Below are 17602 nucleotides of genomic sequence, written 5' to 3' on the forward strand. Positions count from 1 at the left end.
AATTTTATTTAAGTACGCAACGTAAAATCGCTTTTTGGATATCACTAATTTTCCAGTTTTCACTGTATTCAACACTAGTAGCACTAAGTATGTCTCTTGAGTCATCAAGTATGAGCAACGTTCCCCACTCATCTGTAGCAAGTGGATTCTTTTTCATTGTAACCATCCCTGCTGTCCCAAGCACATTTTTCCTACCGGATCTGAGGGTTTTAAAATTTCGGGCGTCATCAACAGGTTGACCATCTGCTGTAACCACCATCACTTTCTTAGGTCCACCTTTGATTTCACTTAACTCAAGCACATATCCTTTGCCTATATTCGGAAACTGAGCAAATACAGAATAACAGGTATCAAAACTTTCAACGCCTATTTTCTTGTAATACTCAAACATTACTTCATCCCCTGTTGTATATCGTTTCACTATATCATCAGCGCCAACATCAGCTATCCCCTTCGACACATTCATACTAGTTCCTACTCCGATATTTTTATATGCCAGCCCCATTCTGTCATATACCCAGTAATTTGGAAGACTGAATGTATAAATAGGATCGTCAAACTCATTCTGAGTTTCGGTCAACAGCACATTTCCCGTTTCTTCATCGTACATGAGATTTTTTGTAACCACACGACTACCACGGTCAGTTACTACCATACTATCAACTATTCCTCTCCGATTAACTAGCTTAGTAATTGCAATTGATCTGAATATACTTTCCTCATGCTGCGGCAGTGGAAACATGAATGGCCAGGTAGATGGCAAACCTAGCATTACACCTATGGAGCCACCAGCAATGGTCAAAGAGCTGGTACGCGATACCTGTTGCCGCGCATCTTCCATCAATTCAATATCAATTCCACATTGAGCTTTGTCGTTAATGTCACCATTGGCATTCAGAGTTGTGACAGTGTTATTCAAATGCTGAATAGCCATTGATGGATTATCCACATGATAATAAACTGTAGACGTCGATATCGGCTTATCTGATCCTTCTGCAAAAGTTTCCGTGTTGCGTGGCTTTCCGTGCATATCATTCAACTCTACCAGGAATCCCTGGCTAATCATAAGCTGATACTTTGCATCCAATTTCAGCCAGTTATTAAGATTGCTTGGCTTATAACGCATACGGGTACTATCATTCAATTCTACATAAGAAGAAATTGTTGGAAACTCATACGCAGTATAAAAACCATTTACAGTATAGCCCATACCAGACCTTATCTTGTCTCCTCTGTGAATAGAGCGTGCAACAACTTTCCTGTAACCAACAGAAGCACCAGGGAAAAGCGACTCACCAAACGGAGTTTCGACATAACTAGTCACCTCCGGAATCATCTTACCCACTTTCTCCTTATATACAATTGGCTTCTTCCATGGGTTTTCCTCCCCGCCTAACAATGGTTCATAGGAAGCAACACCACTACTAATCTCAAGAGAATCTTCATTCAGCATAGTATACTTATACTCAGTGCCATATAATGACTCCTTCTGGTTAGTCATAGCATTCCAATTATCATAAATCAATATATTTCTCACCCTCAACCCTCCACCATACTTCTTATATTCAGGGCTGCACAGGCGAGCAAATGAACGTTTCAGATCAAGATCTCTGGCGCTTCCTCTTACGCGGGATGACCTGTCAACCCCCGCAAATTCAGAGACCACATTTGTGGAGAGTTGCAAAATCATCTTAATAGCAGCTTCTCCCGTTAGGCCTGAACCAACTTCAGAACCAGGATAAGCCTTGGAAGGCAGATTCGCCTTCATAAACTGGATTGCAGCATTTGCCAACGGACTAAACCTACTGCCTTCATCTCCATCCAGATGAACCGGCCTTAATTTGAAATAGATATAATTACCGTGGTCGAAAGTGCCATAATCAGTAGAATCAAGATAGCCATAGCAGGGTATATTTTCATTGCCTTTACCATTCAGATCTGATGGCATCTGCACATTCAAGCGGAAGAATATAGTATCGTTCAGATCTTTAAGGTATTTCTTAAGAACGGCTGCCTTATTTGCCACAGGCTTATCTACTTTAAAGGATACATACAAATTATCAGAGAACGAAGGCCCACTATTGGTATATAAACTTCTGGTTAAATCCGTGACATACTGCGGTGCTGACTGTGACAATCCTGCTATCTGCACCATACTTGTAGCTCGCTTATTCTGAACAAAGCCATAATCATCACTCTCAAAGTTGATTTTCATTCTACCACCAGAAGGGAGTTTGATACTATCCAGTGTCCACGCAGCGGCATTTTTCGCCATCACTGCACTATCCTGAATAGCATATGGAAATTCTGCATTTGTAATCAGATCCGTTGGTGTTGATTGCGGGTTATCCAGTGGATTTTTATAATTACCCCATCTGTCGAATGACGTATGCTCATATCCTGGGTTTTTACTATTATAGTAGAACACATAGCCATTTTGCTTTGCCCTGGCAATATTCTTACTTTGATTTCCATTATATGAAAACCATATTCCCTTCAACGTCAGCTTACCTTTCGTTGGGTCCCCATTCACGCCCTTACATAGACTGTAGTCATAATCAAAGTGAACCGTTTTTACCGGAATCGGCTGACGGCTTTCATCAATGGCTTTTCCATATTCAGCTTTTGTATAAAGGTTTATTTCTTTCAGAAATTTTGCTGGTCCTTCCGAAGCCAGATCTCCCTTTTCAGTGATAGACAATAGATCTTCCCTGTTTCCAACAGTAAAGGTGGCAATCATAGTATTTGATATAATAGAATTCAGATACCATAATTCCTTCTCTCCATAGACATAACTACCTTTATCATCTCTTGTGTCACTTTTCAAACCCTCGTTATAAGTAGTCTTTTTATTACCAGGTGTACGCCATTTGAACCGGTACGACGCCCCGGCCGTTTTACTGTAATTGAATTTTACAGCTGTACCCAGATCATCATCTGTAATACCATTCCCGGTCACATCCACATAATCAGGAGACTGGATGCTGGTTAATAAAAAAGAATGCGCATAGGCAGGCGTTTCCTGCATATTGAAGTAATTATCATTGCCATTCAAGTTATCAGGAGTATTGTCTTTGCCATGTACATAATCAGCTTCTCCATACTTAGCAGCAGTATCGCTGTGATTAAGCGAGAATGTATATTCCCTTTCAACCAAATTATAAACAGGTAGGCCATAAACATATCGTTGCCCGGATGTATTGAGCACCTCTATTTCGGAAATATGGTTCTTTTTACGAAAACTATTTACTCGTTTCTCAATGGATACACCTGACGAAGTCACCAATGTATCAGCTTTCGGAGGAATAAAAAACATATCTTTCATTTGCTCCCCATCCTGGTTTACCCATTTCTGACGAAAATAGCCGTCACTGATATCATTGCAATACTCAATCATGATATCATAATATCGGTTTCCTTCCAGATTAATACTAAAAAAATCAGTACCAAACCCTTCATTCTTCCAGTGATTATACACCCTAACGTCATTAATATAGTACCTCACCTTGTCATTAAACTCAAATGTACATTTATAGGTACCGTCCGCAGGAGGCCGCATTCTGGCCTTCCATTGAATTGTATATTGTGAATTATTCTTCTTGGCAGTATTTATCCAGATATAATCTTTCAAAGGAGGATTCTTGTTCAATAAATCTGAACCATTATTAAAATTCACGTCGGGAAAATCAACTGTTCTCAGATATCCTCCCTTTGTTGCATCGATTCCATTATAAACATCACCTGTAAACCCAAGCTCAGACTCCAAACCATCTGGAATACTTTTTTCACAGTCACTAACCGGAAAACTGTTTAATGGGTAGTTTTCTATGAACTTATCCGCACTAACAGTCGCTGCTTCCTCAGCGGTGAGATAGCTGATTACCTGAGTTCTTTTATCCCGCTTATTCTTTATTCCATATCCATCCCAGGCATATATATTATTCGTAACTCTTCCACCCTTATATACTTGCAATACTCCACTTGGGCCCATGTAGCTGGTCTGGGGATAACTCAATTCTGCAAATACCAAATCCGTGCCTCCAACTGAATTAAGATATTCCGGGTCTATAGCGCCCATCTCTCCGGCATTCTTAAAATAAGATGGTTCAAAAAGACCCGTTTTTTTCTTGAAAGGACTCACTATAGAACCTGTTTCCAAAAGAGGCCCGGTCGTGGTTTCCGGAATCGTTCTATTAAAATCAACCCCAAATTCAAACAATTGTCCAAAGCCTAAATCCAGACCACCTCCCATTGAAATTGATTTCGTTTTGAGCTTATGATCAGAAACATAACCGACATCACCACGCCGCGCCCTGAACATACCTCCGGTACCTTCTCCACTGATGGAAAACACATCATAAGTGTAATATGGCACCGCAATATTCTTATTATCCTCTTTCACAGGAATTTCTCTCTCTCTACCAAAATCCAATAAATTAACTCCATTACGATCCACATTTTGCATATTCAAATACCCATAAGCTGGTAACTCACGGTATTGGTCATCTTTAGCAATAAACTGCCTGGTAACATAACCACTCACACCTACGTGAGGATATACGCCGAAAACAGGAATCCCGACGTTAAACCGACCATTGTAAGCCTCTGTAGTATAAGGCATACTTATTCCAGGAAAGAATGCAGGCGAAACGTAAGAAATGCTACTGGAAATCGTTCCCCTTTCAGCGGAAGCGGTTGAAACACTCCGTTCCAATTTGGATACTTCATATCCATTCTCATCTACTCCCGGTACCGTCTTATCCTTTACAATAGCCGTATTTTGTTTAATTCCCGCAGAATATTGCAAAGCTTTCAAGCCACTACGAGTATTATAACTAAGTCCTACTGATAATGTACCAGTAAAACCTCCTTTTTCTTCATTTTCTTTCCTAAATGTCTCATAGGATATGGAAGGAGAAACTGATATACCTTCATGTGTATTATTAGATATCGATAAGCCACCCGTGAGTGTTCCAAACCCCTTAGCGCCAGCACTTAAACCCACGCTTGCACCCGACTCCATTCCCCATCCTCTGTAATTATTATAAAACAGTCCCATATTAAAGTTAGCAGACATTGGATACCCGGATACCTTAGTTCCCAGGGTGGCCGAAACGCCCACCGTTTTGTTTTCTTTAATATTCATCTGTTTAACAATGGAATCGCGTCCATCAAAATCATCCGGTAAGCCACGGAGATTACGTGTAATAGCTCCAGGATTCAGATTCCAACCCAACCCAACCCAACTCGCCTCCTGATCCATATTTATCCCACTATTGTAACCAATGGCTAATGGATACCCCCCTACATCAATCAAAGGGATAGTGTATTTAAAATCACCGGTAAATAAATCAACCATATCATTACTATTCACCGAATGAAAACTTTCAGACTCAGGTTGAGTTGGTCCTCCATCCACCATTTTCCCTATTCGTGAAAGTGATATCGTTGAAGCCTTTGTCAGGCCGGCTCCTATAGGACCGTCCGCCTTAGTAGAATTATGACAATCACTAACCGTATATGGAAGGACATTCCCTTTTGTTGCATTTAAGGCATAAGCAGGCACCACTATTTCAACATAAATGAGGGATAACATTATTGATGCGATAACCTTTCTCTTCTTTTCTATAAAAAACAGAACCATTCTTATTCTTTATTTAGACAGGATATATAGTTGTTTATTTTTCAGTATGGCGTACTTTAATCTGCCAGCGCTCTCCATGAGAATTGCGAACTGTAAACAGATACAGCGCTCCATCCTTCATCCTCGATTTAAATGTAACAGATAAGCGATTTTCACCCAATTGCACTTTCAATTGTCCTTTTTCCAGCTGCTGATTGTTACTTAAATCCATCATATCATAGTTCACCAGGGTATCGTCAGTCTCATTAATAAAAGAAAATGCCAAAACGTCCGATACAGAAACGACTGCACCATCAAGTTCACGACGGAGTGCTACATAGGCGCCATTATTATCTCCATTAATTACTTTCCTCCCCTTCACCCTAAACGTCCATACCTCCGACTGCGCCGCAAACACCGTCCCATTCTTCGCCCGCACCGTCCATGCATACGTCGCCGCCGTATCCAGCGCCTTTGCCGCCGACGGATAGTTTACAAATACATCCTTCAGATAAGCTCGCCTGTACACCGGCGCATTCTGCTGCACCGCTTCTTCCGGCGACTGCCCCTCCCGCACATACGTCAATACCAGATCGTAGTTCAGATCCTTGAACATACTGGCAGGGGTAGGAGGCAGCCAGGTAAACTGTGGCCGGTCCGTTTCAACCAGACTTTTATTCTCAGGCATGTTCAACTGCGGCGGACTCACCGGCTCCACCACAAACGGTATACAGTCTTCACCCATCTGGTGCTGCTTATTGTCGGATAGTATCAGGCTATAGCAGGCCAGGTAGTTACCCGCCGGCAACAAGCCATTAGGACTACGGTCCACAGAAGGGGAGAGATACTCATACTGTATCGGCGTAAAATCCGCAGCGGTTAGTTGTCGCGCTCCTCTGTTCAGTAAAATTTCTTTGGTAATACCCGTCAGCACAGCCTGATTGGTAGTGGCATCCATCAAACGAAGGGTCACGGTAGCACCTATCGGCGCCTGTGAGCCCGACATCAGCGCAATATTCCATAGCTGCGCTTTCGATAAAATTCCGGCAGGGGGTAACTGCGGTGTAATGGTCACCTGCGCTTCCGCACGCAGAGCAAGAAACACCATCAGAAGGTATAGGATCCTCTTCATAGTCTACAATTAAAATATTTTGGTATAGGTCAATCTTCCTGTTTTATTTGGTACCAGCTGTTTATTCACTCCCGGAACAAAACCCTTATCAGCCATCAGCACAAACTCACCCACCTTAGGTATGTTCAGTCGCGCATTACCGGAATACCCGAGCTGTTCATTAGTATATACGGTTTGATAATTATACACCAGGCCTGCACCCACCTCCAGCCAACTGTTGATCCGGTATTGCGCATTGCCATCAGCACCATAAAGCGCATAGTCCTGGTTGGAGGAAAGGGTTCCCCCTCCTGATAAAGTCAGCGATTTCAAAAACAATGTTTGCGTCAACTGCATGTTGGTACTGTTGAAATAAACAAAGCTGCTGTCTGTCTGGCGGTTGTAAAACCTCGTGGCCGACAACATCGTATTCATGCTGATCCCCTGATAGGTGTAATTATGACTGGCCGTTCCTGCCAGGGTGTAAAACATATTCTCTATAAACTTATCTTCCGAAATTTTCATGAGCTGGCTGCTCGGGTAGTAACCTACCGACAACACCGGCCAGTTGCGCCTGCGGAAAGTAGCTTGTATACTTTTAAAAATGGTTTTACTACTGTAGCTCGTACTGTCAAAAATGTTATTAAAAGCATTTCGTTTAACCGACCCCGTTATAGTTAATTGCTTTTTGAACAAAGGCTGCTCCGCCTTCAGCAGCCAGGCAACTTGCTGGGAGCCACTGGAATACAGGCTAAACGACTGAAAATCCGGCCCCATCAACTTATACATGCCCGTAAAACGTGTAGCCGTAAGCGGTACAAAGCTGAAACCAGATACAGAAAACGCTTCATTGGAACGTTGATTCATTTTTGCCATGCTACTACCTAAACTCTGATGATCCGCTGCCCGCGCATAGTAAGGCATAGAACTCTTAGCCACCTCACCAACCAGGTAATTATTCCGGGTTACCTGCCAGCGGCCCTCCACCGACACACCCATGATTTTATTATCCGGCACCTGCACATTCGTACTGGTGTTATAGTTATACACCTGCTTCTTACCCGTATAAAAGGATACAATCACATTATTACCTTCTTTCTGCCCCGTGCCCATGCGTATAATATTCAGGTACTGCTTCGGCCGGTTGGCATTCACCACATAATCCCTAAAACGATAGTCAACTGCACCGGTGGCAAATGCAAAATACCAGCTGGGGTTAAACTCCGCCTGCACACCTGTAATGCTGATATTCTTTGCGGTCAGCTCACTATAATCCACCATTGTTCGGCCTACTCCAAATGATTTCATCGACAGGAGCAATTTATAACCCGGTGGCAAAATTGAGTCCGGCAGATTCATAGCAGCCAGGCTGGATATCATTTCCTCATCATTCTTACTCTTCCTGATAGCATCCAGTAACGAAGCTTTTTTGCTGCCAAGTGCGGTGCGTTTCTTATTATATAGTTTTTCTAATTTGGAATAAGAGGACTGCATAGAGTCCAGCTCCATTTTCTTTTGCGCAAACTCTTCGCGCAGCAAGGCTACAGCACTATCTTTTCCGGCAGAAATAATTTCTTTCTTATCAGGAAACTTCATAAAAGGCCTGCTGAAATTTGGCTTTTTCAAATCCAGTTTTTTGAAGGCCAGCGAATCCTGAAAACGAAGATTATAATCATGCTCTTTAGCTTCCACCATACGTTGCTTTTGTCGTGGAGCAGCAAACCAGCCTTTCAGTCGCTCCAGCTTAGTCCAATCCACATCCATCTTTGCTTTCAGACTATCTACTTCACGCAGCTGTTTCAATTTCCCTACATCCCACGACTTCGCTTTATCCAATAGCAACTGTTTAAAATCGCGATTCGTATATCGCAAATTCATGCCGGTCAGGTTGCGGAACAGTACCGAATTTCCCTTGCTGGTACTAAATGCCAGGTGCAACGGATATTGATTCTTTACAGTAATATCTAAACTGGTAGTAAGGGTATGTTGGTAAATATCTTTTTCGAGATAAGGCGTATCACTGTTGGACTGATAATACCCGTCATAAGTTACGTTTCCATGCACCTGCAGCAATGGTATTCTGTTCACTATTGGCGAAAACGCAGCCGGCTTGCGTTCTCTCAGGGCAGGCAAACGTGTATCTCCCAATGGCCCGGCGTATAAGGCCACAGGTATGGGCACCATTGTTTTACAACGATCTGAATGTACCGTGTAGTACAATGTATCTATCGCTTTTTTCGCTCCGGGGATTTCTTTCACCTGTGCAGATGCGCGTAGGATACACAATAGGAATAATATCAGTATGGTTACGGTTCTCACTTTAACAACGTCAACTTAGGGCTAACAATCAGACAAAATTTTTGGTATAGGATTCGTGTCATCAAAATTAGGTTTTACACAATAACATCAAAAGGATTTATCAGCTAAAATATTAGTGGGCAGTATCCTGCTATGTTTCACAGAAAAAAAATTTCATGCGAACTTATCATGGATAAAAACTCTCCTCAATTTTTATAGGCATTCATAATTTTTTATAGAGAGATTTATGGCTACTTTTTATCAGCGACCAGTTTTTCTATCATTGCTTCCAGTTGCTTTACCTTCTCCACCAATGCCTCATTTTGTTGGGCAAGTTCCTGTACCGACTTCACCAATAACCCCACAGTACTGGCCTGGTCTACACCTTTTCTGCCAGGGGTCGACATTTCATCCGGCACCTCGTCCGCAATGAAACCAATGTTGGTTTTTCCGGTAGTATCAGCCTTAAATTGGAACGTGCGCACCTGTGCTTTATTCAATATTGCAAGCGCTGAATAGGAGAGGGGTGTGATATTCTTTTTTAGACTTCTCAGGGAAGTTTGATAGTAAGAAGTAGCATACATATTGCCTGAAGCAGTGGTATTACCAGCTCCATCCACATCAAAAACACCTCCGAAATTGAGTTTATCACGGTTAAGCTTTAATACATCTTTTACACCTGCACCAGCGCTCGAGTTATTTCTAAATAACCAACCTTCATCTCCATTATCCGCATTTTCAAATACCATATTACCAGAAGGAGTGTCATACTCCGATTCGATAAAAATCCGCCATGAATCAGTATTATTTCCCCAATACAAGCCTGCGCTAGCAATCCCATTATTTACAAACATCAAATTTCCATTCAGATCCCTTAATGCAAGTGTATTTGCCTTACCTAACACATCCGGATAAAGCCCTCGCAGCAAATCCGCATCCAATCCGGAGTTTACGCCATCATTCTCTGAATGCCATAATTTCCCATCCATCCCAATATCCGACCTCACCCTCAACTGGCCGTCATCCCACATGTACAGTGCCATACCACTTATGCCAGGCCGGTGAAATCCATACGAAGGATAACCATTACTCTGTGCTTCAAAATTACCTCTTGCATATAAAGTATCATCCAGTACACTGGCGCGACTAGAACTGATCTTATTTTTCACCATAATAGGCACATCTGTAGTGGCTTCCCGTCCAGTTACACTCGCCAGTGTTTCACCATCCACCGGCACACCAAGGAACTTACGTACAGCCGTTGCATCTACAGGTCTGATATAACCATCATTGCCCGCAAATATCCTGGTAAGATTTATACCATTCTCAGTAGGAGCACTAGTATTAAAATACCGGGCAAAAGCATCACCATAACCATCCCTTGCTACAATCGAATTGATGTATGGCGCATAAACAGGTGCCAACCCACGCAACAAATCCGCATCCATACCAGAATTCACCCCATCATTTCCTTCATGCCATATTTTATTCCCGTCTACCAACGGGGGATAAAAGAAATTGAAATTCTCTTGTGTCCATCTGGCCACCATACGACTGTTAGCCATTAAGGATAGTACTCCATCTCCATCAGACCTGATTCCTGAATCGTGATCCCCTATAGCCAGAGAAATAGACGGCGGCGAATACACGAAGTTTCCGTCTACCAATACTTTATTATGAGTCATATTTCCACTTGCAGTAACATTCTCCAGGGTAGGAGCCATGGGTGCATCAATGGTATATATGATTCCATTTTTTACATACTTTATCTGGTCCCCCTCCCTGTAAATACTTTGTACTCCTCCAATACCAGGCATGGTACTCAAATCAAGAGTATCCTGCCCCACAATGGCAATTTGGGAAGTCCCGATCTGTTCCAGCTTTATCTTTTTAAACTCCGTACGGCCATTTCCTTTATTATACAGGTAGCCATTTACACCTGATGTTCGATTCTCCAGGATCAATTCTGCGGTATCGCACACATTATAAATACGAACACTGTCGGCCCGAATCTGGTATACCTTCTGCGCATAGGAGCTGCTCGCAGCGAATAAAAACAATAATAGAATACTTTTTTTCATAGGATATCCATCTTGCTGATACAAACCCGGTGGCATGCATCATCAAATCATGTTGGCAAAATATTTATTCCGGGAAAGATGCCTTATGTGGCAGTTTATTTCACGGTTGAAAGTCGAATAATTACTACGGTTACTGGTATCACAGAATTAAATTCACAACAATCCTATTTGGGCTAACTGAAAAATTTCAATAGGTCTAGGACTATTTCAATAACAAAAATAGACATTCAAATTAAGAATAAAAATAAAAAAACATAATTACAACTAGTGTTGTATATCTTCTTAATATTCACACAACTGCTAGATAAGCAGACGGTTAGCGCATGCACACCAACCAACCGTGCAGCATCATTTATAGCAGAAATGAAAGCAAATTTTGATCTATACCACGAAGATTTCAGGAGTGCTTACTCCCGCATATTTCAGCGTCTTCATGAACGATGGTTTGCCACTGCTACCTCCATTCAGTCCCTTCCCTGATATTTACCCATCAACAAACTTATCATGGAAAAAATCGCAACCCCTATCGGCATACGACTCACCAACCAGGTTACCAACCGGTACTTTGAACTGAAATTTTTTAACGCCGCACACTTCGGCCGGGAAAAAATGGGCAAAAGCATTTTTACCGACAGCACCATCAGCCGCAATCATTGTATGATTAAACTGATTAAAAACGACTATTGGGTAGTAGATGTAGGATCTACCTATGGAACATTTGTAAACGTTAACGGAGAAGAAACAGCCTGTACAGCACTGGTACAGCTTCAAAATGGCGGCACCCTCAAACTGGCCACCATACCATTCTTAGTGGAATATATTTTTTAACGGGAAGAATCTACAGAAACGGAAGGATTCGCCTTTTTCCACTGCTCAAAACTATTCTTGATATATAGTAGCAGATCATACTCAGAGGCGTCGTTTAAAAACTGGTACGAAGGACGGTATTTGTACATAAACGAATCCAGCTCCGGACTTTGCAGCTTGGTCATACGACCCACCACTTCCGGTGAATAACGGTAATCAATAAATTTCTCTTTTTCCCAGAACTGCAGCTGCTCTTTAAACTGCTCTTTCCGCTGACGCGCTTTGCTGGGCACCAGGTAGGTGAGTGCTGTAATCGGATTTGCCGGCAATGTTTTTAATACATCCATTGCTCCCGGCTTCTTGTAGTTGAAATAACGGTCATATTCGGCACGCATAGCCAGTGAGTCCTTGTAATGACTCTTCCCCTGCACATTCACGCCCCCCAGCTCATACAGCCGCTTTGCCATCAGCACATCAAAGGTGGCATTCATACCTGGCGTTACCACCACTTTTGTAGCATAGCTCACCATAGAGAACTCAAGGGTATCTCCAGGCATCGCCTCTATATAAAAACGACCACTCTCCGCACTAAGTGTGCCGGTCATTGCGCGCTTATTTAAAATGGAAACAAAGGGAATCCCCACTTTAGTGTCCTGATCCGCCACCATACCAGATAATCTTACTTGTGCGACCGTATCCTGCAGGTTGATGAAAAAGAAAAGAAATAATGCTCCGATATATGCGTAAAAACGAACCATGAACTACGTTATCAACCAAAATTAAACTTCCACCCGCAAAAGAAACGTTAAAATGACTCCCGCCAAATCTTAAAATTTTCTAAATACGACAGTGCTCTTTAACAAATTTATTAATTCTCAACCGTATAAATATCCCGCCTATCCATATTATTAGCTATTTTTACCATAATCCAGTGATATTTTTTATGTCCCAGAAAGTCATTTTCGCTACACAACATTACCAATACCTGAAAGATAGACTCCTCGCCATCTCCATTCCCCAGTGGGAAAACGGTGAACTCGATATCCGAGATTTCCCCGATGGCGAACACTATCACCGCATACTTACCAACGTAAGAAACCGGGAAGTTATCCTGTTAGGTGGCACCATCGACGATAAAGAAACCCTGGAATTATATGACCTCGCCAGCGGCTGCATCCAGCTTGGCGCCTGCTCCATCAACATCGTAATCCCTTACTTCGGCTACTCCACCATGGAAAGAGCCGTCAAATACGGTGAAATAGTAAAGGCTAAAACAAGAGCCCTCCTGTTCTCCTCGCTGCCACTCACGGCACAGGGTACACAAGTGGTCATGATTGACCTACATGTGGACGGGATTACACACTATTTCGAAAGCAACGTGCGCCCCACCCATCTTTATGCTAAAGATTTTGTTAAAGATGCCGCCCGCGAACTCGCCGATGGCAAACCCTTTGTCCTCGCCAGTACCGACGCTGGCCGCGCCAAATGGGTTGAATCCCTCGCCAACGACCTCCACGTACCCGCAGCATTCGTATTCAAACGCCGCCTCTCCGGCGAAGAAACCGCCATCACCGCCATCAGCGCTGATGTAAAAGGTAAAACCGTCATCATCTACGATGATATGATCCGCACCGGCGGCTCCCTCATCCACGCCGCTGAAGCCTACCGCGATGCCGGCGCCCGCGAAATATTCGTGATCACCACCCACGGCATCTTCGCCGGCAACGGATTCCAACGCATTAAAGACAGTGGCATCATCAAAAAAGTAATCTGCACCGATACACACCCCAACGCGCTCACCATACAGGACGAACTCCTCGAAGTACGCTCCGTAGATCACCTCATCGTCAACTTTTTCGAAAGCATAACATCTGGCATGTAAACCTGTTGGCAGGCTATTTGTAAACAATCGTTTGCAGAGGAAATCATGCATATAATTAATCAGCAGTAATGATTATTCCTGCTCATTTTTTATATACACAAACAACGGTCAGTGATGAAAGTATTACTTGAGTAGCATACCTCACTTTGAAATGCGGAAAAACCTAATTTATTTTTTTTTGCCCTTAAACCCATTGTCAAGGGCCACTTGATTGTATAGTTATATTGATAGATCAAATGCCAATATAACTGTAGACGGCTAAGGCTATCCTAAGCGTCTAAAAAATTTTGTAACCAAATCGTGCATTATACAATGAGAAGCCAAGTACTAGCCTGGTTGGGGCTGTGCTATGCCCTTTTCTGCTATACCTCCAGCAGCGCATACACAATCCCGCATGGGTCCCTGCATATCCGGCAGCAAAAGGATACCACTACCCCCGTAGTCGTAAAACCAGCCGCTGACACAACTCCTGTAAAACCCGTAAAGGATACATCCGCACCAGCAAAAGACACCAGCAAACCCTCTCCTGTAAAGGATACTGGCACAACGCAGCCAGCTAAGCAGGACACCGGACTAGTTCTTCCTCCCGACGAAAAAACAGCTAAGGAAGAAGTAAATAAATTCAATCTAATAGGCACCATCAAAGATGATGCAGGCACTGCCATTCCAGGCGCGATGATAAAAAATAAGAAATCCGGCGCCGTAGCACAGTCTACTCCCGCAGGTACTTATACCATCAAAGCCGGAATCAATGACACCATCCTCGTTAGTGCTCCTACCTTTGCTGAACAAACTATTCCTGTAACAAAACGCGGCGAGATCAACATCCAGCTTACGCCCGCCAGCGCAGGAAAAAAAGTGCTCAACGAAGTGGTAGTAACAGCACTCGGTATCAAGAAAAACCCACGCAGCGTAGGTTTTGCCATGTCAGAAGTAACAGGCAACTCCGTACAGGAAGCAAAAGAAGTCAACTTCGTAAATGCCCTCAGCGGTAAAGTTCCCGGCTTGCAGGTAAATACCAACACCGGCTCCATGGGCGGTTCCTCTAAAATAACTATCCGTGGGGTGAAATCCATCCTCGGTGATAATAACGCCTTTTTCGTGGTCGACGGTGTGCCCATCATGAACACCAATACCAACCAGGGCGGACAGCTCAACGGTGGTGGCGGTTACGACTATGGTAGCCCACTACAGGACATCAACCCGGAAGATATTGATAACATCTCCGTACTCAAAGGCGCCGCCGCTACTGCACTCTACGGCAGCCGCGGTGCAAACGGTGTACTCCTGCTCTCTACCAAAAAACGCCCCGATGCAGAAGGTGGTATCGGCGTTACCTACTCCCTCAACGCACAGATGGACCAGGTAGCCATTTTACCTAAATACCAGAATATGTACGGTGGCGGCGGTAACGGCCTGTTTGATACACTCTACTATAACCAACACCCGGAAGGATTCCTGAACGAACAAAGCGCTACCTACGATGACAACAACGGTAAAGGACGCTACGATCTCATGCCACAGTACTACGAAGACCAGTCATGGGGTCCTAAACTGCAAGGCCAGATCATCCGCCCTTACTGGTCTTGGGGTAAAGACAAAAACAACCCATCCTTCGGCCAAACTGCCCCCTGGGTAGCACAGCCTAACAACGTAAAGGATTTCTACAGAACAGGAGTTACCATCACTAACAATATCTCCATGGCCGGCTCTAACGATAAAGGCGCCTTCCGCCTCTCCTACGGCAACATGGACCAAAAATTTGTACTGCCTAATTCTACACTCAAACGTAACAACCTTTCCTTCAACGGGAACTATAAACTGGCAAAAGGCCTCACCGCCACCGCAGCTGTAAACTATAGCTCGCTGAATGCTAAAGGTCGCCCGGGTACCGGCTTTACCGGCCCTAACCCCACCCTCCAGTTTACCATGTACGGCCAACGCCAGCTGGACCTGGAAAAAGAAAAAATCTATCAGTACCCCGACGGCTCCCAGATCACCTGGAACCGCCGCGCATGGAATAACGATACCATGTCGTCCAGCAACGGACCATACTGGAACCGTTACATGGACTACGAAACAGATAGCCGTAACCGTGTGTTCGGTTACGCCGGCCTCGACCTCGACGCCACCAGTTGGCTCACCCTCCGTGGCCGCGTGTACATGGATGACTATAACCAACTCGAAGAAGAAAGAACCGCCAAAGACTACGTAGTAGGCGGATATATCAAACGTATCCGTACTTCAAGAGAAATGAACTACGAAGTAACCGCCAATGCACATAAAGAATTTGGTAAAGACTTCATGCTCAACGCAACCGTAGGTGGTAACGTAATGCACCGCAAATGGACTACCACAGGCGGTTCTACCAATGGTGGCCTCATCACGCCCGGTGTTTATAACCTGCTGAACAGCGTGGCCATCGCCAGCCCGATTGATGAATATGCAGAAAAACAAATCAACTCCGCATTTGCTACCGCCAACCTCGGATATAAGAACTTCCTGTTCCTGGATCTGACCGGCCGCAGCGACTGGAGCTCTACCTTGCTGAAAGGAAATAATCAGTATTTCTATCCTTCCGCATCGGTATCTTTTGTATTCTCGGATCTGCTGAAAGACTGGTCCTGGCTTAGCTATGGTAAACTGAGAGGAAGTATGGCTGCCGTTGGTAACGATGCCGATCCATACCGCCTCTATGACACCTACCAGTACGTACTGCCTTTCGGTAGCAACCCAATCAATACATTCAGTCCTACTAAAAATAACCTGGACCTCAAACCTGAACGTACTTCAGAATTTGAAACAGGTATCGAACTCAAGTTCCTGGATAATCGTATAGGCGTTGACTTTACCTACTACGATAAAACTACCAAAGATCAGCTGCTGCCATTGCAGGTGCCTGCCGCAACCGGCTATACCAGCACCTTCGTAAATGGAGGTAGCGTGCAGAACAGAGGTATTGAAGTAGGCGTGAACCTCAACCCGATCCGCCTTAAAAACGGATTCCGCTGGGATATCAATGCTAACGTAGCCCGCAACAGAAACAAGCTGCTGAACATGGACGTAGCACAGTATAACGTGTCGCTCCCAATGCTCACTATCGGTACCGACAGACGCACCCAGAAAGTATCCGTAGTGGCGAAAGTAGGAGAGCCCCTGGGTACACTCATGGGTACTGATTATGTATACGACGCCAATGGTAACAGAGTCGTAGACGCTGCCACCGGCTATTACAAAGTGAGTGCTATCAAACCTATCGGTAACGCCTATCCGGACTATGTGGGTGGTGTAACCAACAGCTTCAGCTATAAAGGAATTTATCTGTCCGCACTGGTGGATTTCCAGAAAGGTGGCAATTTCTTCTCCTATACTAATTTATATGGGGAGAAGTCAGGGCTGCTGGAAAGCACGGTAGCGAACAACATCCGTGAAACGGGGATTATCGTACCTGGTGTTACGGAAGATGGTAAGCCAAATGAGAAAGTTATCACGGCCAAAGATCATTTCAACTTCAACGGCGGTAACGTGATCAGCAAGGCTAACCTCTATGATGCAAGCTACATCTACCTCCGTGAAGTAAAAATCGGTTATAACCTGCCGGAATCATGGTATAAGAAGATTAAGGCACAGGCTGCCCGTGTATCTTTCTATGGCCGTAACCTCTGGCTGATCAAGTCCAACGCACCTAACGTGGATCCTTCCAACATCGTCAATTCCTCCTCTAACGTGCAGGGTATTGAAGGTGGTGCATTGCCTTCTCTCAGATCACTCGGTGTTAACCTGAATGTTTCATTCTAAAT

General features: G+C 43.9%; 8 protein-coding genes. 3 read left to right on the top strand and 5 right to left on the bottom strand.

All coding sequences use genetic code 11. The features are described from left to right. Nucleotides 1-4: 4 nt before the first annotated feature. From KW844_RS27755 to KW844_RS27770, 4 genes are all read right to left on the bottom strand, one after another. The gene (locus KW844_RS27755) at nt 5-5644 is read right to left on the bottom strand and encodes a PA14 domain-containing protein (protein ID WP_218380033.1); all 5640 of its coding nucleotides are present in this window, start codon (nt 5642-5644) and stop codon (nt 5-7) included. A 34-nt stretch (nt 5645-5678) separates the two neighbouring features. Further along, complete coding sequence (locus KW844_RS27760) at nt 5679-6755, bottom strand: hypothetical protein (protein ID WP_218380034.1); 1077 nt, start codon at nt 6753-6755, stop codon at nt 5679-5681. A gap of 9 nt (nt 6756-6764) precedes the next feature. Continuing rightward, nucleotides 6765-9053: a hypothetical protein gene (locus tag KW844_RS27765; protein ID WP_218380035.1), complete on the bottom strand. Its 2289-nt coding sequence runs from the start codon at nt 9051-9053 to the stop codon at nt 6765-6767. A gap of 230 nt (nt 9054-9283) precedes the next feature. After that, nucleotides 9284-11113, bottom strand: a complete 1830-nt coding sequence (locus tag KW844_RS27770) for a tail fiber domain-containing protein (protein ID WP_218380036.1) — start codon at nt 11111-11113, stop codon at nt 9284-9286. Nucleotides 11114-11617: 504 nt separating this feature from the next. On the opposite strand from KW844_RS27770, the gene KW844_RS27775 reads away from it, so the two are divergent. Then, nucleotides 11618-11941, top strand: coding sequence for an FHA domain-containing protein (locus KW844_RS27775; protein ID WP_218380037.1), 324 nt, complete (start codon nt 11618-11620; stop codon nt 11939-11941). Here KW844_RS27775 and KW844_RS27780 read toward each other — a convergent pair. Next, nucleotides 11938-12678 carry a carboxypeptidase-like regulatory domain-containing protein gene (locus tag KW844_RS27780; protein ID WP_218380038.1) on the bottom strand — a complete coding sequence of 247 codons (741 nt, stop codon included), beginning with the start codon at nt 12676-12678 and terminating at the stop codon, nt 11938-11940. The genes KW844_RS27775 and KW844_RS27780 overlap by 4 nt on opposite strands. 185 nt (nt 12679-12863) lie before the next feature. On the opposite strand from KW844_RS27780, the gene KW844_RS27785 reads away from it, so the two are divergent. Together KW844_RS27785 and KW844_RS27790 are read left to right on the top strand one after the other, a co-directional pair. Further along, nucleotides 12864-13802 (top strand): ribose-phosphate pyrophosphokinase, encoded by a 939-nt coding sequence (locus KW844_RS27785; RefSeq protein WP_218380039.1) that lies wholly within the window; start codon nt 12864-12866, stop codon nt 13800-13802. Between the two features lie 312 nt (nt 13803-14114). After that, entirely contained in the window at nt 14115-17600 is a 3486-nt protein-coding gene (locus tag KW844_RS27790; protein WP_218380040.1) for a SusC/RagA family TonB-linked outer membrane protein, read from the top strand. The last annotated feature ends 2 nt before the right edge of the window (nt 17601-17602 follow it).

Source organism: Chitinophaga sp. sic0106, from assembly GCF_019219075.1.
Taxonomy (GTDB): Bacteria; Bacteroidota; Bacteroidia; order Chitinophagales; family Chitinophagaceae; genus Chitinophaga.